The sequence below is a fragment of the Rubrivivax soli genome, assembly GCF_049810355.1.
Taxonomy (GTDB): domain Bacteria; phylum Pseudomonadota; class Gammaproteobacteria; order Burkholderiales; family Burkholderiaceae_C; genus Rubrivivax.
In genome coordinates this window covers 1,124,367-1,147,985 of the sequence record NZ_CP187368.1, presented here as the reverse complement: position 1 = coordinate 1,147,985, position 23,619 = coordinate 1,124,367, and the positions used below count along the sequence as shown (strand labels likewise).

Genomic DNA, 23,619 nt, shown 5'->3' with positions numbered 1-23,619 from the left:
GCCGGGTGCCGATCACCAGGCCGGGGCCACGCGCACCTGCGCGGGCAGGGCGTGGCGCTTCACCGGCAGCATGTACAGGCGTGCGAAGGTGGCCACGCCTTGCAGCGCTGCCACGCCCTGCTGCAGCCGGCCGACGAGGCCGCCGCGGACCTTGGCGGCGTCGATGCGCTGCTGGATGCGGAACAGCTTGTCGAGCCCGGCGCGGAAGGCCGGCAGGTCGGTGTCCAGCGAGATCGGGAACACCTGCTTGGAGATCTCGGTCGTGATGTCGAAGACGGCGTAGTCGTACTCGGTGGAGTGCAGGCCCATCGCCTCGTGCAGCATCGGCCGCGTGTGGTCGCGCACGTACATCGTGGCGTACACCGCGAGCAGGAAGAAGCGGACCCACAGCAGGTTGCCACCCTGCAGCAGGTGCGGGTTGGCGCGCATGATCAGCGCGAAGCTCTCGCCGTGGCGGAACTCGTCGTTGCACCAGCGTTCGAACCAGCGAAAGATCGGGTGGAAGCGCTTGTCGGGGTGGCGCTCGAGCTGGCGGTAGATCGCGATGTAGCGCGCGTAGCCGATCTTCTCGGACAGGTAGGTCGCGTAGAAGATGTACTTGGGCTTGAAGTACGTGTACTTCTTCGTGCGCTTCAGGCTGCCGAGATCGATGCCCAGGCCGAAGTCCTTCAGGCTCTGGTTGATGAAGCCCGCATGGCGCGATTCGTCGCGCGCCATGAAGCGCATCAGCGCCTTGATGTCGGGGTTCTCGATGTTCTTCTGGATCTCGTTGTAGAGGATGCAGCCCGAGAACTCCGAGGTCAGCGAGCTCACCAGGAACTCGAGGAACTCCTTGCGCAGCTCGGGCGTCACCTGCGAGAAGCGCTCGGCCACTTCCTGCGCGAACTCAGGGGTGCGCTGGAAGTGGTCGTGGTTGTTGTCGCCCTCGTACTCGGCCATCATCTTGTCCCACTCGGCGCGGATCGGAGACACGTCGATGCGGTCCATCGCCTTGAAGTCCGTGGTGTAGAAGCGCGGGCTCAGCAGCGTCTCTTCCTTGGCCTTGGCGGCAGCTTGGTCGGGGGTGGCGATGGTGGCGTCCATGGTGGATGTCTCCCGGGCAATCAGCGTGTGGTGCCGGCAGGATGGCCGGCTTGCAGCAGGCGTGCGAACACGGCTGCGTTGGTGGGTCCGAAGGACTCGAGGTCCAGGCGTTCGCCGGTGGCCGGGTCGGCCAGCGTCAGGCGGCCGTCGGCGCGTGCGATCAGCTCGAAGGCCGGGCCGGCGCCGAGGTCGCGCTTCTGGCGTTCGCGCGCCAAGGCGCGCAGCGCGCCGCGCAGGAACCCGGCCTCGCCTTGCACGGCCTCGATCTGCTGGCCGCTGCGGGCGTCGATGACGGCCACGCTGCCGTCGGGCCGGTCTTCGAAGCGCAGCTGGCGCTTCGCGATGGCCGGTGCGTCCGGCGCGCGGATGGTCACGCCTGCACTGCGCACGCCGGCCACGCCGGCCAGCACGGCCAGCAGCACGGCGCCGATGGCGACCACGGCGCCACGCGGCAGTGCGTCGGGTTGGCGGGGGGCGGGCAGGGTACTGCGCATGGGGTGGTCTCGGTGGCGGCGGGTGGCGGGCTCAGTCGCCGCCGGCCAGCATGGGCTGGCGGTGGCCGTGGTGTGCGGCCGCGGCGGGCGCGGTGGCTGCCGCTGCCGTGGTGCCCGGCTGGCCACCGGTTTCCAGGGCCCAGGCCTGGCTCAGCACGCGTGCGGCCTCGGCCGCCTTCGGCAGGCAGCGCAGCATCGGTTCGGGCTGGGCCACGCGCCAGGGGCGGGCGTGCGGCCACAGATGCAGCAGCGCGATGCGGTCCTTGCCGACCAGGGTGAGCGGGATGTCGCCGCTGCCGTCGGGCCGCAGCTTCAGGCCGGCGGCGGCGATGCGCTTGAACGGCAGGTTGTAGGCCAGCGTCAGCACGATGCCGATGCGCATCACGACGCGGTGGTTGGTGATGGTGTAGAGCGTCGTGCGCGCCGACAGCCAGGCCAGCAGCGCCACCAGGCCCAGCGCCACCGACGAGGGCAGCGCCAGCCACAGCGCGGCCACCGTGGCTTCCGAGGCACTGGCGCCTTCGCCGGCCACGAACAGCGCGCGCAGCACCATCAGCACCGCGAAGTACGCCACCAGCTTGCGCAGGTGGAAGGCGCGCAGCGCGAGCTGCCACCAGTCGGGGCTGCCCTGCCACAACACGTGTTCGCCGGGCGGCGGTGCCTCGGGCAGGCCGCGCACGGGCTCGTGGTCGTGCTCGTGGCCCAGGCTGTGGCGGTGCGCCTTCATACCAGCGGCTCCAGGCGCGAGGGCTCGGCGTACAGCGTGCCGGCGCCGTAGTAGGCCTGGATCTTCTCTTCTTCGAGGATCGTCACCAGGTCGGGTTGCTTCGTGCCAGGCACGTCGGCGAACTGGTGGCCGAGGATGGCGCCGACGTAGACGCCGTTGCGCTTGACGCGGGCGAAGTTCATCGGCAGCAGCACGCGGCGGTCACCGACCTGCAGCTCGAGGTAGCGGAACAGGTTCTCGGCGCAGTCGACCCAGAGGTCCACCACCTGGCCGCCCACCTCGCCGTCGGCGCCGTAGACATCGAGCCCGCGCGGGTCGGTGTCGCTGCTGACGACGCCGTACTCGCTGGCCACGCGCAGCGGCACCAGCTTGGGCTCGCCCTCGAAGGTGACGTCGGCGACATCGGCGCGCTCGGCCCAGGCACCCGGACCGACGCCGTCGAGCATGGGCGTGTCGCCGGTCGGCACCAGCGGCGCGCCGGCCCAGCTGTGCGCGGGCTCGGCCAGCAGCGGGCGCGTCTCGGGCTGGAAGTTGGGGATGCTGACCTCGTGGCCGTTGGCCATCCGGTAGGTCTTGGGCTGCGGGATCGGCCAGCCGGTGATGACGCCGCCGCTGTCGTGGTCCATCGGGTAGCCCTCGCGGTGGTTCTCGCGCACCAGGTAGTACACGATGCCGGCGAAGAAGATCCAGAACAGGTACAGCACCAGCTGGGCCACATCGACGTATTGGGTGATGGCTCCGGTTCCCATGGGGATCTCCTTCTTGTGAACGTGCGGCTAGCCGGGAAAGTCGGCCAGACCGAACTGGGGTGGGGTGGTCCTGGTGGTGCGCGTGGGGCGCCGCACCAGCGGACCGATGGCGACGAGCGCCCCGAACAGCAGATAGATCTCGAGGTGGTACACGAAGCTGTAGCCCGTGACCGGACTGACCAGCGCCTCGCCCAGCGCTCCGTGCATCGCCAGGCCCGAGACCAGGTCGCGCAGCGCACCGCCGGCGGCCACCGAGACGCCGGCCGCCGTGGCCTGCACGGCACCCCAGGCGCCGAGGGCCAGGCCGACGTGGGCCTTGCTCTCCAGGCTCATCGCCGCGGTCAGCGTGCCGACGGCGAAGAGGCCGCTGCCGAAGCCGATGAGCAGGGCGCCGATGCGGAACAGCATCGGCGCTTCGAGCGGCGCCGAGAAGATCACTGCGGCAAAGGCCGGCAGGCCCACGAGGGCACCCGCAGCCGCCACGCGGAACGGGTCGGCGCCGCGGCTGAGCAGCCGTGCTGCCAGTGCGAACGCGGCCAGCGAGCCGCCGGCGGTCAGCGCGGTGAGCGCGCTGGTGGCGCCGACGTCCAGGCCCAGGATCTCGCCACCGTAGGGCTCGAGAACGATGTCCTGCATGTTGAAGGCCATCGTGCCCAGGCCCACCGTCCACAGGAAGCGGCGCGCGTGGCGGCGTTCGATGAAGCTGCGCCACATCGGGCCGAAGGCCGGCGCGGGTTCGCTCTTGCTCCGGCGGCGCGTCGGGTCGCGGGCTTCCTGGCGCCACACGGCGATGATGTTCAGGAACACGCTCAGCAGCGCCGCACCCTGCACCACCTGCACCAGGCGCTTGTCGGAGAAGTCGGCCAGCAGCGTGGCGCACAGCGTGCCGCCGCCCACCATGCCCAGCAGCAGCATCACGTACATCAGCGCCACCACGCGCGGCCGCGTCTGCTCGCTCGCCAGGTCGGTGGCCAGTGCGAGGCCGGTGGTCTGCGTGGTCTGCAGGCCCGCGCCCACCAGCAGGAAGGCCAGGCCGGCGCAGAGCTGGCCCAGCCAGGCCATGCCGAGCTGGCCATCGCCGGTCAGCACCAGCAGCGCGAACGGCATGATCGCCAACCCGCCGAACTGCAGGATCGAGCCGATCCAGATGTAGGGCACGCGCCGCCAGCCGATGGCCGAGGCGTGCGTGTCGGAGCGGAAGCCCACCACCGCGCGGAAGGGCGCGGCCAGGATGGGCAGCGCCACCATCAGCGCCACCAGCCAGGCTGCCATGTGCAGCTCGACGATCATCACGCGGTTGAGTGTGCCCACCATCAAGGCCATCGCCAGGCCCACCGACACCTGGAACAGCGACAGGCGCAGCAGCCGCGGCAGCGGCAGGTCCGTGCTGGCCGCGTCGGCGAACGGCAGCGCACGCGGCAACGCGCGTTCGAGCCAGGCGCGCTGCGCGGGGGTGAGCACGGAGAGGAACTTCACAGCCGCTTCCACTCCATGGCCTGCGACTTGTAGAAGCCGCCGGTGACGGTGTCGAAGCGGCCGTGCTGCCAGTGCGCCAGCGTGGGGTCCAGCGCCATCAGGCGCTGCAGCTCGGCGGGCGACACCGGCTCGATGGCCGGCGAGCGGTTGCCGCGCGGGAACAGGCGGCCCGCGTACAGCATGGCCAGCGTGGCCGGCGTGCGCGGCGCGGCGGTGAACAGGATCGAGGTCGCGGTGCGCGCCGCCAGCTTCGACAGCGCGGCCACGACGTCGTCGGCGCGGTAGTGGATCAGCGAATCCATCGCCACGACGTGGTCGAACTGGCCCAGCATCGGGTCGAGCATGTCGCCGCTGCGGAAGTCGATGGAGCCGCCGCCCAGTGCCTCGGGCAGGCGTTCGCGCGCCAGCGCCACGAGCGTGGGCGAGAGGTCGATGGCCACGACCTCGGCGCCGCGGCGCGCGGCTTCGACGGCCAGCGCGCCGGTGCCGCAGCCGGCGTCGAGGATGCGGCGGCCGCGCAGGTCCTGCGGCAGCCAGCCCAGCAGCGTGGCCCGCATGCGGTCGCGCCCGGCACGCACGGTGGCCCGCACGCGACCCACCGGCGCGGTCGACGTGAGTCGGGCCCAGGCCTGGGCTGCGGTGCGGTCGAAGTAGGTCTCGATCTCGCCGCGGCGGCGCTGGTAGGTGGTGGTCTCCATCATCGGGCCCGCCTTCAATCGAAGCCCAGCAGGTCGAAGATGTCGCGGTCCTTCATCGGCACCGCGCTGTACTCCTTGCCGCCCAGCCACAGGTTGGCCGCCAGCCGCAGGTACTCCTTCTTCACGGCCTCCAGCTCGGGGCTGGTCTCCATCTCGAACAGCACGCTCTTCTTCAGGCGGCTGCGGCGGATGACGTCGAGGTCGGGGAAGTGCGCCGCGAGCTCCAGGCCGATCTTGCCGATGTACTTGTCGATCTGGTCGGTGGCCGCGCTGCGGTTGGCGATGACGCCGCCCAGCCGCACGTTGTAGTTCTTCGCCTTCGCGCCGATGGCCTGCACGATGCGGTTCATCGCGAAGATGCTGTCGAAGTCGTTGGCCGTGACGATCATCGCCCGGTCGGCGTGCTGCAGCGGCGCTGCAAAGCCGCCGCAGACCACGTCGCCCAGCACGTCGAAGATCACCACATCGGTGTCTTCGAGCAGGTGGTGTTCCTTCAGCAGCTTCACCGTCTGGCCGACGACGTAGCCGCCGCAGCCCGTGCCCGCGGGCGGGCCGCCGGCCTCGACGCACATGACGCCGTTGTAGCCCGGGAACACGAAGTCCTCGACGCGCAGTTCCTCGGGGTGGAAGTCCACCGTCTCGAGCACGTCGATCACCGTGGGCAGCATCTTCTTGGTCAGCGTGAAGGTGCTGTCGTGCTTGGGGTCGCAGCCGATCTGCAGCACGCGCTTGCCCATCATGCTGAAGGCCGCCGACAGGTTGGAGCTGGTGGTGCTCTTGCCGATGCCGCCCTTGCCGTAGATGGCGAAGACCTTGGCCGTGCCGATCTTCACGCTCGGGTCGAGCTGCACCTGCACGCTGCCCTCGCCGTCGGGTGCGCCCGGCCGCGGGCCGCGGCGGATCTGGTCGGGGGAAATCGTTGCGGTGTTCATGCCGGAGCTCCTTCGTAGACGCCTTCGAGGCGATCTTCCAGCTCCTCGCCGGCGCGGCGCAGGGCTTCGAGTACGTGGGCCTCGGGCTGCCAGTACTGGCGCTCCGAGGCTTCGATCAACCGGTTGGCCACCTTGGCCGACGCGGTGGGGTTCAGACGGGCCAGGCGCTCGCGCATGGCCGGGTCGAGCATGAAGGTCTCGGTCAGCTGCTGGTACACCCAGGGCTGCACCTGCCCGGTGGTGGCCGACCATCCCATCGTGTTGGTCAGGTGCACCTCGATCTGGCGCACGCCTTCGTAGCCGTGCTCCAGCATGCCTTCGTACCACTTCGGGTTCAGCATGCGGGTGCGGGTCTCCAGCGCCACCTGCTCGGTCAGCGTGCGCACGGTGCCCGACCCCTGCGTCTGGTCGCCGATGTAGACCGGCGCCGCGGCGCCGCCCTTGGCGCGCTGCACCGCGCGGCTGATGCCGCCCAGCGTGTCGAAGTAGGTGTCGATGCTGGTCACGCCCAGTTCCACCGAGTCGAGGTTCTGGTAGGCCAGCGCGACGTCGGCCAGCACGCTCTGCAGCAGCGCCGCCTGCTGCACCGGCTTGCCGGCACGGCCGTAGGCGTAGCCCTTGCGGCGGCTGTACTGCTCGGCGAGTTCGTCCTCGTCGTCCCAGCGGCTGTTGTCGACCAGCATGCTGACGTTGCTGCCGTAGGTGCCGTCGGCGTTGCCGAAGACACGCAGCGCGGCCGTTTCCAGGTCGCAGCCGTGCTCGCGCTGGTAGGCCAGCGTGTGCTTGCGCACGAAGTTCCGGTCCTCGGGTTCGTCGGCGCTGGCGGCCAGGAACGCGGCCTCGGCCAGCAGCTTGATCTGCAGCGGCAGCAGGTCGCGGAAGATGCCCGACAGCGTGATCACCACGTCCACGCGCGGCCGGCCCAGTTCGGCCAGCGGCTTCAGTGCGGCACCGGCGAGCCGGCCGTAGCTGTCGAAGCGCGGCACCGCGCCCATCAGCGCCAGGGCCTGGCCGATCGGGCCGCCTTCGGTCTTCAGGTTGTCGGTGCCCCACAGCACCAGCGCGATCGATTCCGGCAGCGGGTTGCCGTCGGCGACGTGGCGGTCCAGCAGCAGCTGCGCCAGGCGCGCGCCGTCCTGCACCGCGAAGGCGCTGGGGATGCGGAAGGGGTCGAAGCCGTGCAGGTTGCGGCCGGTGGGCAGCACGGCCGGCGTGCGCAGGAGGTCGCCGCCCGGGGCCGGGCGCACGAAGCCGGCGTCGAGGGCGTGCAGGATGCCGGGGATCTCGGTGTCCACCGCCAGCATGCCGTTGGCGCGCACCAGGTCGTCGTGGCCCGCGGGGGTGCCTCCGGCGACGATGGCTTCCACGGTGGCGCGGTCGGGCGCGCCGTCGCCGGCCATCGACAGCAGCATGTCCACGCGCTGCGGCGGCGTCAGCGGCTTGCCGACCACGTGCAGGCCGTTGGGGATCAGCGTGTACTCGAGCTCCAGCACCTCGTGCGTGAGGCGCTGCACCTCGGCATCGGCGCCCGCGTCCCAGGCCGGTTCGGCCTGCGCCAGTTCCAGGCCGGCGGCCTGGGCCTGGATCAGCACGGCCAGGTCGGCGCGCTCGGCGGCGTCGGGCGTCAGGCCGCGCCAGCGTTCGATGGAACTCTTCAGCTCGAGCAGGCCGCGGTACAGGCCGGCCTGCGCCACGGGCGGCGTGAGGTAGCTGATCAGCGTGGCCGCGGCGCGCCGCTTGGCGATCGCGCCTTCGCTCGGGTTGTTCGAGGCGTAGAGGTAGAAGTTCGGCAGGTCGCCGATCAGGCGGTCGGGCCAGCAGCTGCCCGACAGGCCGGCCTGCTTGCCGGGCATGAACTCGAGCGCGCCGTGCGTGCCGAAATGCAGCACCGCATGCGCCTTGAAGTCTTCGCGCAGGTGGCGGTAGAAGGCCGAGAAGGCATGTGTCGGTGCGAAGCCCTTCTCGAACAGGAGCCGCATCGGATCGCCTTCGTAGCCCATGCCGGGCTGCACGGCCACCAGCGCATTGCCGAACTGCGCACCCAGCACGAAGATCGAGCGGCCGTCGGTGAGCTGCCGGCCCGGCGCCGGGCCCCACTGCGCCTCGATCTCCTTCAGCCAGCGCTCGCGGCGCACATGGTCGTCGACCGGGATCTGCGCCACCACGTTGCCGTCGGCGCCCAGCGTGGCGGCGTTGCCGTGCAGCACCGCGTCGCGCAGGGCCTCGACGCTCTCGGGCAACGTGACGGTGTAGCCCTGGGCCTGCAGGCCCTTGAGCGTCTCGAACAGGCTCTCGAACACCGACAGGTAGGCGGCGGTGCCCAGGTTGCCGGCGTTGGGTGGGAAGTTGAAGATCACCAGCGCCACCTTGCGGTCGGCGCGGCGCGAGCGGCGCAGCGCCACCAGACGGGCCACGCGCGCGGCCAGCATCGCCGTGCGCTCCGAGCACGTGAACATGTCGTGCGTGTTGTCGGTGGGCTCGAACTTGCAGGCCTTGTGGCAGCCGCCGCAGGTGCTGCCCGGGGTGCCGGCGCGGCCACCGTAGACGGTGGGGCCGGTGGCGCCGTCGAGCTCGGGGATCGCCACCATGATGGTGCTCTCCACCGGCATCAGGCCGCGTTCGGACGCGCCCCACTGGTCGATGGTCTGGAACTCCACCGGGTGGGCCGCGATGTAGGGCACGTCGAGTTGCGCGAGGATCTTCTCGGCGGCTTCGGCGTCGTTGTAGGCGGGGCCGCCCACCAGCGAGAAGCCGGTCAGCGAAAGCACCGCGTCCACGGTGCCGCGGCCGTCCTGCATGAAGAAGGACTCGATGGCGGGGCGCGCATCCAGGCCCGAGGCGAAGGCCGGCACCACCTGCAGGCCCTGCACCTCGAGCGCGGCGATGACGCCGTCGTAGTGCGCGGAGTTGCCGGCCAGCAGGTACGAGCGCAGCAGCAGCAGGCCGACCCGGCCCTGCGCCTTGCCGTCGGACACCACCTTGGGCAGCGCCGCGGCGTCGCTGCCGATGCGGCCCTTCAGGCGGGGGTGGTAGACCCCGACCTCGGGGTAGTCCACCGGCTGTGCCACCTGCAGCGTGCCGCGCAGCGTCGCGCGCGGGCCGCTGGCGTAGCGGTCGACGACGAAGCGCACCAGGTTGTGCATGTTCTCTTCGCTGCCGCCCAGCCAGTACTGCATCGCCAGGAAGTACGCGCGCAGGTCCTGCGCCGTGCCGGGGATGAAGCGCAGGATCTGCGGCAGCCGGCGCAGCATCTTCATCTGCGCCGCGCCGCCGGTGGTCGGCTTGCCGTCCTTGTCCTTGGCCTTGCCGCGCAGCTTCTTCAGCAGCGCCATCGGACCGCTGGCAGGCTTGGCCATGTCGAAGCGGCCGATGCGCGTGAGGCGCGAGACCTCGGCCGCCGACACCAGGCACAGCATCGCGTCGCAGCGTTCGCGACGCGCGGTGAGCGCCGGCAGCACCGGCAGGAAGTGGTCTTCCATGAACAGCATGCCGACGATCACGACGTCGGCGTGCGCGATGTCGTCGAGGCAGCGCGCCAGCGCCGAGCTGTCCGCGGCGTACTCGCTGGCGGCATGCACGCCGAGCTGCAGGCCGGGCAGTTCGCGGCGCAGCAGGATGCGGGCGCGTTCGGTGGCGCTGGACAGGTGGGTGTCCATCGTGATCAGCGCGACGCGGATCGGCGTCGCCGCCACCGTGTCAGCGACCGAAGTGCGCTTTGGCGTCATACAGCGTTTCCACGGTGATGGTCGCCACGCCGCGTTCGGCGGCGAAACGTTCGGTGTTGCGCCGGGCCTTGCCGCGCACGAAGAACGGGATCTTCTGCAGCTCCTTCTGTGCGTCGGGGGCCCAGGCGGCGGTGATCGGGATGACGTTGCTGTCGCGGGCGGCCTCGGCCGCCACCGGCTGGGCCACCAGTTCGGGCTCGGGCTCCAGGGCCGGCTTGCCCTGCGCCGCCGCGGGTGCCGCGGTCCGCCCCAGGTGCGACGCGGCAGCGCCGTCGTGGAACTCGAAGTCGCCGCGGAACATCGTCAGCAGGTGTTCCTCCAGGCCCATCATCAGCGGGTGCACCCAGGTGTCGAACAGCACGTTCGCACCTTCGAAGCCCATCTGCGGCGAGTAGCGGGCAGGGAAGTCCTGCACGTGCACCGGTGCCGAGATCACCGCGCAGGGCACGCCCAGGCGCTTGGCGATGTGGCGTTCCATCTGCGTGCCCAGCACCAGTTCGGGCTGCAGCTCGGCGACGCGGGCCTCGACTTCCAGGTAGTCGTCGGTGATCAGCGCCTCGATGCCGTACTGTTTGGCGGCTTCGCGCACGTCGCGGGCGAACTCGCGGCTGTAGGTGCCCAGGCCGACGACGGTGAAGCCGAACTCCTGCTGCGCCACCCGGGCCGCCGCGATGGCGTGCGTGGCGTCGCCGAAGACGAAGACCCGCTTTCCGGTGAGGTAGGTGGAATCCACCGAGCGCGCGTACCAGGTCGACCGCGACAGTGTCTCGGGCAGCGGCGTGTCGGCCGGCAGTCCGGCCAGCGCCAGCACCTCGGCGACGAAGGCGCGCGTGGCGCCGACGCCGATCGGCACGGTCTTCGTGAAGGGCTGGCCGAACATGCGCTGCAGCCAGCTGGCCGTCTGCGCTGCGGTCTCGGGGTAGAGCACGACGTTGAAGTCGGCGTCGCCCAGGTGGGCCAGATCGTCGGCCGAGGCCCCCAGCGGGGCGACGGTGCGCACGTCGATGCCCAGTTCCTGCAGCAGCCCGGTGATCTCGCGCACGTCGTCACGGTGGCGGAAGCCCAGCGCGGTGGGTCCCAGGATGTTGCAGCTCGGGCGCTGGTCGGCGGGGCGGGCCGCGCGCGGCGTGCCCGGTGCCGGTGCGTGGCGCAGGGCCAGCGTGCGCACGATCTGGTAGAAGGTCTCGGAGGCGCCGTAGTTTTCCTTGCGCTGGTAGCTGGGCAGTTCCAGCGCCACCACCGGCACCGGCAGGCCGAGCGCGCTGGCCAGACCGCCGGGGTCGTCCTGGATCAGCTCGGCCGTGCACGAGGCACCGACCAGCATCGCCTTCGGCTGGAAGCGCGCGTAGGCTTCGGCGGCCGCGGTCTTGAACAGCTGCGCCGTGTCGCCGCCCAGGTCGCGGGCCTGGAACGTGGTGTACGTGACGGGCGGGCGCCGCGGCAGGCGCTCGATCATCGTGAACAGCAGGTCGGCGTACGTGTCGCCCTGCGGGGCGTGCAGCACGTAGTGCACGTCCTCCAGCGCGGTGGCGACACGCATGGCGCCGATGTGCGGCGGGCCTTCGTAGGTCCAGAGCGTGAGTTGCATGTCAGGCCACCAGTTTCAAGCGGCGCGCCAGCGGGCGCGTGAACAGCTCTGCCAGGTCGGCGGCCTGGTCGTAGCCCTGGATGGGCGTGAACACCAGCTCGATCGCCCACTTGGTCGTCATGCCTTCGCTTTCGAGCGGATTGGCCAGACCGAGGCCGCAGACCACGATGTCGGGCCGCGCGGCACGGCAGCGGTCGAGCTGGCGTTCGACGTCCTGGCCCTCCGACAGCACGGTGCCGGCCGGCAGCAGCGCCAGTTCCGGGGCCATGTGCTGGCGGTGCAGGTAGGGCGTGCCGACCTCGCTGAGCGCCATGCCGAGCTCGCGCGACAGGAAGCGCGCCAGCGGCAGTTCGAGCTGCGAATCGGGGAAGAAAAAGACGCGCCGGCCCTCGAGCTGCGTTCGATGGCGGGCCAGCGCGCGTGCCGCACGCTCGCGGCGGGGGCCGACGGCTGTGGCAAAGCGGGTGGGATCGACACCGAAGGCACGTGCCGCAGCCTGCAGCCACAGCGTCGTGCCTTCGGCACCCAATGGGAACGGGGCCGCCAGGCGCTGGACGCCGCGTGCCTCGAGCGCGCGCGCGGTGTCGGCCAGGAAGGGCTGTGCCAGCAGCATCCGCGTGCTGGCGCCCACGGGCGGCAGGTGCTGGCTGTCGCGCGGCGGGAAGAAGTGCACCGGGCCCAGGCCCATCTCGTCGAACAGGCGGCGGAACTGGTCCTCCACCACGTCGGCCAGCGTGCCCACCACCAGCAAGGCCGGCGGCGCATCGGCGGGAGCGGCAGGCAGTTCGGGCACCAGGGCCGCCAGGCAGGCGTCTTCGCCCTGCGTGAAGGTGGTCTCGATCCCGCTGCCCGAGTAGTTCAGGATGCGCACGCGGGGCATGAAGGCCTTGCCCAGCCGCTCGGCGGCGCGGTGCAGGTCGAGCTTGATCACTTCCGACGGGCACGAGCCGACGAGGAAGAGCATCCGGATGTCGGGCCGGCGCTCCAGCAGCCGCGTCACGACGCGGTCGAGTTCGGCGTTGGCATCCGCCAGGCCCGCGAGGTCGCGGTCGTCGATGATGGCGGTGGCGAAACGCGGCTCGGCGAAGATCATCACGCCGGCGGCCGACTGCAGCAGGTGGGCGCAGGTGCGCGAGCCCACGACCAGGAAGAATGCGTCCTGGATCTTGCGGTGCAGCCAGATGATGCCGGTGAGGCCGCAGAAGACCTCGCGCTGGCCGCGTTCCTTCAGCACCGGGGCGTCGCTGCAGCCGGCGTCCACGACCGGGCGGATGTCGATCACGGCGTTCATGCGTAGGCCTCCTGTGCCGCGCTCAGGCGGGCCGCGCGCAGCTTCAGGATGAACTGCGTCGCATTGATCACGTAGGCCGCGTAGGCGGCCAGCGCCAGCAGCATCAGTGCGCGGGCGTCGAGCCAGCCCGTGGCCAGCGCCACCAGGTAGGCGGTGTGCAGCGCCAGCACCAGCATGCTGAAGACGTCTTCCCAGTAGAAGGCGGGGGCGAAGAGCCAGACGCCGAAGACGTCCTTCTCCCAGATGCAGCCCGTGACCATGATGGTGTAGAGGAACAACGTCTTCACCACCACCGACTGCACCGCGGCGTCGTGGCCTTGGCCGGTCACCAGGAAGCGCAGCACCAGCACCAGGCTGATGACGAACACCACGAACTGCAGCGGCGCCAGCAGGCCCTGCACCCAGGTCCAGGGCGACTTGTCGCGGCGCACGCGTTGCTCGGGGGTGTAAAGCGCGGGCGACACCTGCCGGGCGGAACCTGTGTTGCTGTTGCGTGACTGGACTGGAGAACCCATGGAGCGAATCTAGACTGGGCCTCAAGAACTGTCAACAGGGGTTGACGTCAACGATGCATGACACTACGCTACGACTCAGTTGTGGGGTTTCGCCGTCTTGACGCGAAGGGGACCGGTCCATGAAAGTCACTCGCAGTGCGGAGCTGCAACCGAGCCTGCGGGTGCCCGTCGGGGATCCAGATTCGGTGTCGGGCTCTGGACAGGTGGTTCCCCATGAGCAGTAGGTTCCAGAGAGCGCCCGAGGCGCTGGTGGCAAGTCCAATCCAGGGAGGTGCCACATGGAACGCATGACACCTGGAACCGCAAGCGCGCTGAGCGAAGCCAGTGCCGCCTGCGACCTGAGCGCCGAGCATGCGCGCGCCCTGCTGGTCGGCACCGGCGTGCAGCCCTCGCTGCAGGAGCGCATGGCGCGCATCGTGCGCACCATCGAGGCCGACATCATTCCCCGGCTGGTGCGTTCGCACCGCCCCGAAGCCGAACCGCAACCCGTGGCGCTGCCCGCGCCGCCGGCCCTGGACGAAGCCGAGGTCGGCCGCTTCGTGCAGCTGGTGCTGGCGCCCACGGATTCGGGCTGGACCGACGCCATCGCGCACCTGCGCAGCCGCGGACTGTCGGTGGAGGCGCTTTACATCGATCTGCTGAGCCCGGCGGCGCGCGAGCTCGGCCGGCTCTGGGAAGAGGACATCGTGCTCTTCAGCGACGTCACCGTCGCGGTCGGGCGGCTGCATCGCATCATGCGCAGCCTGAGCCCGGCCTTCGGGTCCGAGATCGACGTGCCTGCCGACGGCCGACGCGCGCTGCTGCTGCCCGCGCCGGGCGAGCAGCACACGTTCGGCCTGTCGATGGTGGCCGAGTTCTTCCGGCGCGCCGGCTGGGACGTGGTCTGCGAACTCGACAGCCGCCATGCCGACCCCGTGGCGCTGGTGCGCAACGAATGGTTCGACGTCGTGGGCATCTCGGTCGGCGTGGAGGCCCGGGTCGACTGGCTAAAATCAGGTATTACTGCTGTCCGGCATGCTTCTCGCAACCGGGCCGTCGGTGTGATGGTGGGGGGCCCCGTGTTCGCGACAGATCCCGATCTGGCGTTGCGCGTCGGGGCCGACGCATCGGCCTCCGACGGGCGCCAGGCCCCGAGCCTGGCCGAGCGGCTGCTCGACGAACGCGCCCGCCGCCTCTAGGCCATCGGGAGCGCTGTCCAGTGGCCAAGGCTTCGACCCGTGACAGCACATCCGATCAACCCAGCAGTACTGAGCTGAAAGGCGGGTCTCCACCATGAGACCTTTTGGAGCACCGGACACCACCCTCGGCGGCCTCAGTGCCGAGGTGGCCGGCACGCTGCTGTCGATTGCCAACGACATCTCCCTCGTCATCGACGCGCAGGGTGTGGTGCGCGACCTGTCCACCGGGAGCGAAGACCTCGCCGGCGAGACACCGACCGACTGGATCGGCCAGGCCTGGCGCAACATCGTCACGCCCGAGAGCCGCGACAAGGTCGACGCGCTGCTGCGCGACGCCGTGCCCGACGGCAACGCACCGCGCTGGCGCCACCTGAATTTCGTGCTGCCGGGCGGGCGCGAACTGCCGCTGCTGTTCCTGGCCATGCCGCTGGGGGGCAAGGGGCACGTGCTGGCCGTGGGCCGCGACCTGCGTGCCACGGCGGCGCTGCAGCAGCGCCTGGTCGAGGCGCAACAGGCGATGGAGCGCGACTACTGGAAGTTCCGCCACGCCGAGACCCGCTACCGCCACCTGTTCCAGGTGGCCTCCGAGGCGGTGCTGGTGGTCGATGCCTCGACCCAGCGCATCCTGGAAGCCAACCCGGCCGCCGCGCGCCTGATCGGCGACGGCGGTGCCACCAGCCTGGTCGGCCTGCCGTTCCCGTCGGGCGTGGACGTGCGCAGCGCCGAGGCGCTGAACCTGCTGCTGGCCGGCGTGCGGGCCACCGGCCGCGCCGACGAATGCCGGGCCGAACTGCTGGAAGCACGCGGCGAGGTCACCGTCGCGGTGTCCACCTACCGCCAGGACCGTGTCTCGCATTTCATGGTGCGCATGGCCCGGGCGTTGCCCGCTTCCGATGCCGAGCAGGCGCCCAGCACCAATTCGATGCTGCTGAAGCTGGTGCAGAGCGCGCCCGACTGCCTGGTCGTCACCGACCTCGACGGGCGCGTCATCTCCGCCAACATGGCCTTCATCGAGCTGGCGCAGCTGACGACCGAAGAGCAGGTGCGCGGCGAGACGCTCGACCGCTGGCTGGGCCGCAGCGGCGTGGATCTCAGCGTGATGATCTCCAACCTGCGCCAGCGCGGCGCGGTGCGCCTGTTCGCCACCACCTTGCGCGGCGAGTACGGCGCGGTCACCGACGTCGAGATCTCGGCCACCATGGTGCCGCACGGGGACCGGCCCTTCCTGGGATTCACCATCCGCGACGTCGGCCGCCGGCTGTCGGGCAGCGACAGCCGCGGTGGCCGCGAACTGCCGCGTTCGGTGGGCCAGCTGACCGAGCTGGTCGGGCGGGTGCCGCTGAAGGACATCGTCGGCGAGACCACCGACCTGATTGAGCAGCTGTGCATCGAGGCCGCCCTCGAGCTGACGCGCGACAACCGCGCCTCGGCCGCCGAGATGCTGGGCCTGTCGCGCCAGAGCCTGTATGTGAAGCTGCGCCGCTACGGCCTGGGCGACCTGGGCAGCGGCGGGGCTACGACGGCCGACGCCGAGAAGTAGCGCCACCTGCCGCCGTGAAGGCGGCGGCGTCGGGCACCACGCTGTCCAGCGCGCGTGCCGACATCAGCACGCCGGGCACGCCCGCGCCCGGGTGCGTGCTGGCACCCACCATGTACAGGCCGTCGACGTCTTCGCTGCGGTTGTGCGGGCGGAACCAGGCGCTCTGCAGCAGCAGTGGTTCCAGGCCGAACGCGGCACCCTTCATCGACAGCAGCCGGTCGTGGAAATCCTGCGGCGTGGTCACGAGCGACGTGGTCACTTGCGCACGCAGACCCGGCAGCACGGTGCGTTCCAGCACTTCGGCGATGGCGTTGCGGTAGCGCTCGGCGGTCTGTTCCCAGTCGGTGCCGCTGTCCAGGTGCGGCACCGGCGCCAGCGCGTAGAACGTGTCGTGCCCGGGCGGTGCCATGCCGGGGTCGGTGGCGGTGGGGCGGTGCAGGTACAGGCTGAAGTCATCGGCCAGCCTGTGGCGCTTGAAGATGTCGGTCAGCAACTCGCGGTAGCGCGGGCCCAGCACCATCATGTGGTGCGGCACGCCCTCGTAGCGCTTCCTGGTGCCGAAGTACCAGACGAACAGGCTCATCGAGTAGCGGCCGCGGTCGATGCGGCGGTCGGTCCAGTGGCGGCGCCATTGCGCGTCGACGAGGTGCTTGTAGGTCCAGGCCGTGTCGCCGTTGCTGACCACGATGTCGGCGGCGATGCGCTCGCCGCTGGCCAGCGTGACGCCGGTCGCGCGGCCGCTGTCGATGTCGATCTTCTTCACCTCCGCACCCAGCCGCAGCGTGCCGCCCAGGTCGCCCAGCAGGCTCACCAGCCCGCGCACCAGCGTGCCGGTGCCGCCCATCGCCCAGTGCACGCCCCATTGGCGTTCCAGCGCGTTGATCAGGCTGTAGATGCAGGTGACGGAGAACGGGTTGCCGCCGATCAGCAGCGATTGCAGGCTCATGGCCTGGCGCAGCTTCGGGTGCTTCAGGTGGCTGGCCACCATGCCGTGCAGACTGCGCCAGCCGCGCATGCGCACGATGGCCGGCGAGGCCTGGATCAGGTCCTTCAGGCTGTCGAAGGCCTTGTCGCCCAGCGCCTTGAAGCCGAGCTCGTAGCAGTGGTCGGCCTCGGCCATGAAGCGCTCGTAGCCGGCGGCGTCGGACGGGCTGATGCGGCGCACCTCGGCGCGCATGCGATCGGGGTCGCCGCTGTAGTCGAAGTGGTCGCCGTCGGTGAACAGGATGCGGTAGAAGGGGTCGAGCCGGCGCAGGTCGACGTCGTCCGACAGCTTGCGGCCGGCCAGCGCCCACAGTTCCTCGAACAATGACGGCACGGTGACGATGGTGGGGCCGGCGTCGAAGACATGGCCGTCGCGCCGGTGCACGTAGGCGCGGCCGCCGGGGCTGTCGAGCTTCTCCAGCACCGTGACGCGCCAGCCGCGGGCCGACAGCCGCACGGCCGCGGCGAGGCCGCCGAAGCCGCTGCCGATGACAACCGCATGGGGGGCGGCGGAGGAGTCGGCCAGGGCCGATGCAGCAGTCTTCATGAGCATGACGGCAGCTTGGAGGATGGCGAAGAAAGTGTCAACAAGGATTGACGCCTTCTGGTGTCAGGAGCAATATCGCGCTTCATGGCACGCCCTGCTTTGTCCGCCGTCACAGAACTGCTGAAACCCATCACCTGGTTCCCGCCGATGTGGGCCTTCGCCTGCGGCGTGGTGGCTTCGGGGGCGTCGCTGGTGTCGAACTGGGCCTTGCTGCTGCTGGGTGTGCTGCTGGCCGGCCCGCTGGTGTGCGCCACCAGCCAGGCCGTGAACGACTGGTTCGACCGCGAGGTCGACGCCATCAACGAGCCGCAGCGCCCCATCCCGTCGGGACGCATCCCCGGCCGCTGGGGCCTGTACATCGCCATCGGCTGGACCGCGCTGTCGCTGCTGGTGGCCACGCAGCTCGGCCTGTGGGGCTTTGGCGCCGCGGCGCTGGGCCTCGTGCTGGCCTGGGCCTACAGCGCGCCGCCCGTGCGCCTGAAGCGCAACGGCTGGTGGGGCAACGCGGCCTGTGGCATCTCGTACGAGGGCCTGGCCTGGGTGACCGGTGCGGCGGTGATGGCCGGCGGCGCGATGCCGGCTTCGCACTCGCTGGCGCTGGCCGTGCTGTACAGCGCCGGCGCGCACGGGATCATGACGCTCAACGATTTCAAGGCCATCGAGGGCGACCGCCAGATGGGCATCGGCTCGCTGCCGGTGCGCCTGGGCGTGGACGGCGCGGCGCGCACCGCCTGCCTGATGATGGCGGTGCCGCAGGTGGTGGTGGTCGCGATGCTCACGCACTGGGGTGCGCCGTGGCACGCGCTGGGCGTGGCCGGGCTGCTGGTCGCGCAGGGCGTGCTGATGGTGTGGTTCCTGCGGCAGCCGGTGCAGCGCGCGCTGTTCTACAGCGGGTTCGGCGTGCCGCTGTTCGTCGCCGGCATGATGGTCAGCGCGTTCGCGCTGCGCGCCACCGGAGCCGGCGCATGACCGCCGGTCGCACGCCCGGAGACGACTTCGGCTGGCTCGGCATCGTGCGGCTGGGCCTGGTGCAGGCGGCGATCGGCGCGATGGTGGTGCTGACCACGTCCACGCTGAACCGCGTGATGGTCGTCGAACTCGGCCTGCCCGCGCTGCTGCCCGGGCTGCTGGTGGCGCTGCACTACATGGTGCAGGTGCTGCGCCCGCGCATGGGCTTCGGCTCCGATGTGGGCGGGCGGCGCACGCCGTGGATCGTCGGCGGGCTGGCCGTGCTGGGCACGGGCGGCATCGGCGCGGCGGCGGCCACGGCGCTGATGGGCACCTCGCCGGTGGCGGGCATCGCGCTGGCGCTGCTGTGCTTCCTGCTGATCGGCGTGGGGGTCAGTGCCAGCGGCACGTCGCTGCTGGTGCTGCTGGCCAAGCGCGTGCCGGAAGGCCGGCGCGCACCGGCGGCCACCATCGTCTGGATGATGATGATCGTGGGCTTCGCGGTCACCGCGGGCGTGGCCGGCAGGCTGCTCGACCCGTACTCGCCGGCGCGGCTGCTGGCGGTGATGGCCGGCGCCTGCGTCATCGCCTTCGTGCTGGCGCTGGTGGCGCTGCGCGGGCTGGAAGGCGAAGCGCGCGCCGCGCCGCCGCGCGACACCATGCCGCCGTTCCTGCAGGCCCTGAAGCAGGTGTGGGCGGAACACGACGCGCGCCGCTTCACGGTCTTCATCTTCGTCTCGATGCTGGCCTACAGCGCGCAGGACCTGATCCTGGAGCCCTTCGCCGGCACGGTGTTCGGCTACACGCCGGGGCAGAGCACGGCGCTGTCGGGCGTGCAGCACGGCGGCGTGCTCGCCGGCATGATCCTGGTGGCGCTGGCCGGCCAGCGCTTCGGCTCGCTGCGCGCCTGGACGGTGGGCGGCTGCATCGCTTCGGCGCTGGCGCTGGCGTCGCTGGTGGGCGCCGGGCTGCACGGCGGCGCCTGGCCGTTCCGCGAGACCGTGTTCCTGCTCGGCGTGGCCAACGGTGCGTTCTCCATCGCCGCCATCGGCTCGATGATGCGCCTGGCCGGCCAGGGCCGCGCCGGCCGCGAAGGCGTGCGCATGGGGCTGTGGGGAGCGGGGCAGGCCATCGCCTTCGGCTTCGGCGGCCTGCTCGGCACCGCGGCCAGCGACGTGGCGCGCTGGCTCATCGGCAGCCCGGCTGCCGCCTATGCCTCGGTGTTCGCGCTCGAGGCCCTGTTGTTCGTCGCGGCGGCCTGGCTGGCCACGCGCATCGATGTCGCGCCGCAGGCGCGTTCCCCCCGACACGCGCTGAAGCAAGCAGAGGTGAGCCCATGATCCCGACGCCCCATCCGATCGAGACCTTCGACGCCGTCGTCGTCGGCGGCGGCCCCGCCGGCGCCACCGCGGCGGCCGACCTGGCACGCCAGGGCCGCAAGGTGCTGCTGCTCGACCGCGCCGGGCGCATCAAGCCGTGCGGCGGGGCCATCCCGCCGCGGCTGATCCGCGACTTCGGCATCCCCGACGAACTGCTGGTGGCGCGCGCCACGTCGGCGCGCATGGTCTCGCCGGCGGACGTGAAGGTCGACATCCCCATCGACAACGGCTTCGTCGGCATGGTCGACCGCGAGCAGTTCGACGAGTGGCTGCGCGAGCGTGCCGCGCACTGCGGCGCCGAGCGCCGCACCGGCAGCTTCGAGCGCATCACGCGCGACGACGACGGCACCGCCGTCGTGCACTACCGCGCGCACGGCAAGGGCGAGCGCCACGAGCACCGCGACGGCGAAGACCGCGCGGTGCGCGCCCGCACCATCATCGGCGCCGACGGCGCGCGCTCCGCCGTGGCCCGCCAGGCGGTGCCTGGTGCGAAGGACACCGACTACGTGTTCGCGTACCACGAGATCGTGCAGGCACCGGCCGTGCGGCCGGCCGGCTACGACGGCTCCCGTTGCGACGTCTACTACCGCGGCACGTTGTCGCCCGACTTCTACGGCTGGGTGTTCCCGCACGGCGACACGCTGAGCATCGGCACCGGCAGTGCCGACAAGGGCTTCTCGCTGCGCGGTGCCACCGGCCGCCTGCGCGAGGCCGCCGGCCTGGCCGACGCAGTGACGGTGCGCCGCGAAGGTGCGCCGCTGCCGATGAAGCCGCTGAAGAAGTGGGACAACGGCCGAGACGTGGTGCTGGCCGGCGACGCCGCCGGCGTCGTGGCCCCGGCCTCGGGCGAAGGCATCTACTACGCGATGGTCGGCGGCCGCCTGGCCGCCGAGGCGGCGCTGGAGACGCTGCGCACCGGCGAAGGCCGCGCACTGGCGATGGCCCGCAAGCGCTTCATGAAGGAACACGGCACGGTGTTCCTGGTGCTCGGCATCATGCAGCGCTTCTGGTACACGAACGACAAGCGCCGCGAGCGCTTCGTCAGCATCTGCAAGGACCGCGACGTGCAGCAGATGACCTTCGAGTCCTACATGAACAAGAAGCTCACGCGCAAGAAGCCGATGCAGCAGGTGCGCATCTTCTTCAAGGACATGGCCCACCTGCTGGGGCTGGCGCGCGTGTGAGGCCGGGAGCGTGGTGATGGCCTTGATCGACATCGTCATCGTGATGACGCTGCTGGAGGGCGTGGCGCTGGCCGCGTACCACCAGCGCACCGGGCGCGGCATGGCGCCGCGCGACTTCCTGCCCAACCTGGCGGCCGGCCTGGCGCTGATGCTGGCGCTGCGCGCCGGCCTCGAAGGCGCGGGCTGGGGCTACGTGGCGGCGGGCCTGCTGGCCGCGGGGCTGGCGCACGCGGCCGACCTGCAGCGGCGCTGGCGCAGGCACTGAGGCGGGGCTCGGTCGTTGCGACCTGGCAAGCGCCAGGTCAATGCTTGGCGACGAACTCCGCGACGGTGACGTCGCAGACGATGCCGCGCGGCAGGTTCTCGCGCCAGCGCACTTCGCCGCCCAGCAGCTTCACGCGCTTGCGCACGCCGCCCAGGCCCAGGCCGTGCGACCAGCTCTGCGGGTCGCGGCCGTTGCCGTCGTCGGCCACGCTCAGCGTCAGGCGTGCGCCGTTCAGGCTGAACGTGACGTCCACGCGCGTGGCATGCGCGTGGTAGATCGCGTTGCTGACCAGTTCGCGCAGCACGCGCGTCAGCGCCGACCACTGCACCACCGACAGCCGCACGTCGCGGTCGGTCTCGAAGTTCCAGCCCAGCTGCACGTGGGCCGCGGTCAGGCGCTGCGTCAGGTCGCTCTTCCATTCGGCCGCGGCGTGCGAGAGCCGGTGGTCGGCGGCGGCGAGGCCGCGCGTCAGCGTCTTCAGGTCGAGCAGGGTGTGGCGGATGTAGTCCTCCATCTCCGGCGTCTGCGCCTGGTACATCAGCGTCAGCAGCCGCGCGCCGATGTCGTCGTGCAGGTCCTGCGCGATGCGCTGGCGTTCTTCGCTGCGGCCGCGTTCCACCGCCTGGTCGTAGGCCACGGCGCGCCGCAGCTGCTCCACCACACGGTCGGCCAGGCGTGCGTCCTCGCTGGTGAACAGCCGCTTGCCGCGGTGCGCGAAGCGCAGCACCAGCGCCAGCGGCGGCCGCGCAGGGTCGTTGGGGCTGCCCACGCGCACCGGCACCACCATCGCCGAGCCGCCGCCCAGCAGCGCCGCATGCGTGACCGGGCGGTCCACGCGCAGCGTCTCCAGCGGCTCGAACAGGTCGCGCAGCAGCTGCGCCAGCAGCGTGGCGTAGCGGGACGGCTGTTCCTGCACTTCGCGCGCGATGCGGTAGAGCTGCTCGAAGGTGCGTTCGGTCGTCAGCACGCTGGTGCCGACCATCTGGTTCAGGATCCACTGCCGCGCCGCGGCATACACGCCCAGCGACAGGAACACCGCCAGCGTCAGCGACGAGAACTGCCCGAGCGAGAAGATGGCCACGAACAGCAGGTCCAGCGACGTGGCGACCGTGCTGATGCCGGCCAGCAGCGCGAACTCACGCAGCACCTGCTTGCTGCGCGACAGGAACGGCACCAGCAGCAGCAGCGAGGCGAAGAACACGTACCAGACCACCGAGCCGATCACGGCGATGCTGTGCGGCACACCGGGCTGCCCGGCCGAGACCGCCACGCCCACCGTCACCAGCAGCAGCGTGCCCGCGGCGATGCCGCCGAAGCGGCGCATCACCGCGGCAAACGGGTTGGCCTCGATGCGGTACGACCAGCTCAGCACGCCCAGGGCCGCCGCGCCCAGCAGCAGCATCGTGCCCTGGGCCCACCACCACACGCCGGGCAGCATCCCGGCCTGCACCAGCAGCAGCAGGCCCAGCGCAACGGCCCAGCCGCCGGCGGCGATGAGGTTGGCGCCAGGGACCCGGCGGGGGTGCAGCGCGAAGGCATGCACGCAGGCCGCGGCCGCGCACAGGTCGAAGGCCAGCCGCGGCATCAGCGCGTGGCTGCTGGCACCGAGCGGCCAGCCGAGGCCGCGCATCGACTCCATCGCGATGAACAGCAGCGAGCCCGCCTGGCACAGCGCCATCACCAGGTAGAGCCAGTTGCGCAACTGCACGCGGACCAGCACGACGACGACGCCGATCAGGTACAGCAGCAGCGCCAGCGCCGCCAGCGGCCAGAACAGCAGGCCGAGGCCCACGAAGCCGCGGGGCGGCGTCGGCACGCCCACCTGCTGGCCGTCGGCGAAGGCCAGCGTGGCCCCGCCGCCGGCGAAGGCGCGCGCCAGTGCTTCCTGCTGGCGCACCTGCAGCGCGCGCCGGGCGTCGTCGACCTGCCAGCGCGGTGCGCGCTGCAGCGCCAGCGCGTCGACCGGCACGCGCGTGCCGTCGGCCGCGACGACGGCCACGACGTGCTGGCCCACACGCGACTCCAGCGCGCGCACTTCGCTGCCCACCAGCACCAGCTGGCCCTGCGGCCCGGCCTGGAACACGGCGTCGAGCGCCGGGCTGGTGGCGAGCCAGCGCATCAGCGCGAACGTGGCGACGCAGCCGACCAGGGCCACCAGGACCAGCAGGCGCAGGCGCCAGCCGATCCAGCGGGTGGGCAGACGCTGGTCCAGCGAGCGCTCGAAGGCGCTGGCGCCGAACACCGAGTCGCCGGCGGTGGCGGTTCGCTCGTTCATCGCGGGTGGGTGGGACGGCGCGCGTGCGCCGCCGGGGTCAG

19 protein-coding genes are annotated in these 23,619 nt (G+C 71.2%); 6 read left to right on the top strand and 13 right to left on the bottom strand.

What is annotated here, in order from left to right:
* Window positions 1–12 precede the first annotated feature (12 nt).
* From acsF to bchF, 11 genes are read right to left on the bottom strand one after another with little or no spacing between them, the layout of a single operon-like run.
* The gene (gene acsF, locus ACPOLB_RS05050; protein ID WP_425260226.1) at window positions 13–1,083 is read right to left on the bottom strand and encodes a magnesium-protoporphyrin IX monomethyl ester (oxidative) cyclase; all 1,071 of its coding nucleotides are present in this window, start codon (window positions 1,081–1,083) and stop codon (window positions 13–15) included.
* A 20-nt stretch (window positions 1,084–1,103) separates the two neighbouring features.
* The gene (gene puhC / locus ACPOLB_RS05045; protein ID WP_425260225.1) at window positions 1,104–1,577 is read right to left on the bottom strand and encodes a photosynthetic complex assembly protein PuhC; all 474 of its coding nucleotides are present in this window, start codon (window positions 1,575–1,577) and stop codon (window positions 1,104–1,106) included.
* A 31-nt stretch (window positions 1,578–1,608) separates the two neighbouring features.
* On the bottom strand, window positions 1,609–2,304 hold the full coding sequence (gene puhB / locus ACPOLB_RS05040; RefSeq protein WP_425260224.1) for a photosynthetic complex putative assembly protein PuhB: 696 nt from the start codon (window positions 2,302–2,304) through the stop codon (window positions 1,609–1,611).
* On the bottom strand, window positions 2,301–3,053 hold the full coding sequence (gene puhA / locus ACPOLB_RS05035) for a photosynthetic reaction center subunit H (RefSeq protein WP_425260223.1): 753 nt from the start codon (window positions 3,051–3,053) through the stop codon (window positions 2,301–2,303). Before puhA ends, puhB begins: the two co-directional genes overlap by 4 nt.
* Window positions 3,054–3,080: 27 nt before the next feature.
* Window positions 3,081–4,529: a BCD family MFS transporter gene (locus ACPOLB_RS05030; RefSeq protein WP_425260222.1), complete on the bottom strand. Its 1,449-nt coding sequence runs from the start codon at window positions 4,527–4,529 to the stop codon at window positions 3,081–3,083.
* Window positions 4,526–5,230: a magnesium protoporphyrin IX methyltransferase gene (gene bchM / locus ACPOLB_RS05025; protein ID WP_425260221.1), complete on the bottom strand. Its 705-nt coding sequence runs from the start codon at window positions 5,228–5,230 to the stop codon at window positions 4,526–4,528. Before bchM ends, ACPOLB_RS05030 begins: the two co-directional genes overlap by 4 nt.
* Window positions 5,231–5,241: 11 nt before the next feature.
* Window positions 5,242–6,159, bottom strand: a complete 918-nt coding sequence (gene bchL / locus ACPOLB_RS05020; RefSeq protein ID WP_425260220.1) for a ferredoxin:protochlorophyllide reductase (ATP-dependent) iron-sulfur ATP-binding protein — start codon at window positions 6,157–6,159, stop codon at window positions 5,242–5,244.
* Window positions 6,156–9,884 carry a magnesium chelatase subunit H gene (locus tag ACPOLB_RS05015; RefSeq protein ID WP_425260219.1) on the bottom strand — a complete coding sequence of 1,243 codons (3,729 nt, stop codon included), beginning with the start codon at window positions 9,882–9,884 and terminating at the stop codon, window positions 6,156–6,158. The genes bchL and ACPOLB_RS05015 overlap by 4 nt, the downstream gene beginning before the upstream one ends.
* The gene (gene bchB / locus ACPOLB_RS05010; RefSeq protein ID WP_425260218.1) at window positions 9,856–11,472 is read right to left on the bottom strand and encodes a ferredoxin:protochlorophyllide reductase (ATP-dependent) subunit B; all 1,617 of its coding nucleotides are present in this window, start codon (window positions 11,470–11,472) and stop codon (window positions 9,856–9,858) included. Before bchB ends, ACPOLB_RS05015 begins: the two co-directional genes overlap by 29 nt.
* 1 nt (window position 11,473) lies before the next feature.
* Window positions 11,474–12,763, bottom strand: coding sequence for a ferredoxin:protochlorophyllide reductase (ATP-dependent) subunit N (locus ACPOLB_RS05005; protein ID WP_425260216.1), 1,290 nt, complete (start codon window positions 12,761–12,763; stop codon window positions 11,474–11,476).
* Complete coding sequence (bchF, locus tag ACPOLB_RS05000) at window positions 12,760–13,227, bottom strand: 2-vinyl bacteriochlorophyllide hydratase (RefSeq protein WP_425260215.1); 468 nt, start codon at window positions 13,225–13,227, stop codon at window positions 12,760–12,762. Before bchF ends, ACPOLB_RS05005 begins: the two co-directional genes overlap by 4 nt.
* Window positions 13,228–13,556: 329 nt before the next feature.
* On the opposite strand from bchF, the gene ACPOLB_RS04995 reads away from it, so the two are divergent.
* Window positions 13,557–14,456 carry a cobalamin B12-binding domain-containing protein gene (locus tag ACPOLB_RS04995; RefSeq protein WP_425260214.1) on the top strand — a complete coding sequence of 300 codons (900 nt, stop codon included), beginning with the start codon at window positions 13,557–13,559 and terminating at the stop codon, window positions 14,454–14,456.
* A gap of 94 nt (window positions 14,457–14,550) precedes the next feature.
* Window positions 14,551–15,996 carry a transcriptional regulator PpsR gene (gene ppsR / locus ACPOLB_RS04990; RefSeq protein ID WP_425260213.1) on the top strand — a complete coding sequence of 482 codons (1,446 nt, stop codon included), beginning with the start codon at window positions 14,551–14,553 and terminating at the stop codon, window positions 15,994–15,996.
* Here ppsR and ACPOLB_RS04985 read toward each other — a convergent pair.
* Window positions 15,971–17,533 carry a phytoene desaturase gene (locus ACPOLB_RS04985; protein ID WP_425260212.1) on the bottom strand — a complete coding sequence of 521 codons (1,563 nt, stop codon included), beginning with the start codon at window positions 17,531–17,533 and terminating at the stop codon, window positions 15,971–15,973. The genes ppsR and ACPOLB_RS04985 overlap by 26 nt on opposite strands.
* A gap of 78 nt (window positions 17,534–17,611) precedes the next feature.
* Between ACPOLB_RS04985 and chlG the strand changes: the two genes are divergently transcribed.
* Genes chlG through ACPOLB_RS04965 form a run of 4 tightly spaced genes read left to right on the top strand, consistent with a single transcriptional unit; the run spans window position 17,612 to window position 21,303 of the window.
* Window positions 17,612–18,496, top strand: coding sequence for a chlorophyll synthase ChlG (gene chlG, locus ACPOLB_RS04980; protein WP_425260211.1), 885 nt, complete (start codon window positions 17,612–17,614; stop codon window positions 18,494–18,496).
* Entirely contained in the window at window positions 18,493–19,815 is a 1,323-nt protein-coding gene (locus ACPOLB_RS04975; RefSeq protein WP_425260210.1) for a BCD family MFS transporter, read from the top strand. The genes chlG and ACPOLB_RS04975 overlap by 4 nt, the downstream gene beginning before the upstream one ends.
* On the top strand, window positions 19,812–21,038 hold the full coding sequence (locus tag ACPOLB_RS04970) for a geranylgeranyl diphosphate reductase (protein ID WP_425260209.1): 1,227 nt from the start codon (window positions 19,812–19,814) through the stop codon (window positions 21,036–21,038). Before ACPOLB_RS04975 ends, ACPOLB_RS04970 begins: the two co-directional genes overlap by 4 nt.
* Window positions 21,039–21,054: 16 nt before the next feature.
* Window positions 21,055–21,303 (top strand): hypothetical protein, encoded by a 249-nt coding sequence (locus tag ACPOLB_RS04965; protein WP_425260207.1) that lies wholly within the window; start codon window positions 21,055–21,057, stop codon window positions 21,301–21,303.
* Window positions 21,304–21,340: 37 nt separating this feature from the next.
* On the opposite strand, the gene ACPOLB_RS04960 is transcribed toward ACPOLB_RS04965, so the two are convergent.
* A complete protein-coding gene (locus ACPOLB_RS04960; RefSeq protein WP_425260206.1) occupies window positions 21,341–23,578 on the bottom strand; it encodes an ATP-binding protein in 2,238 nt (745 codons plus the stop codon).
* Between the last annotated feature and the right edge of the window lie 41 nt (window positions 23,579–23,619).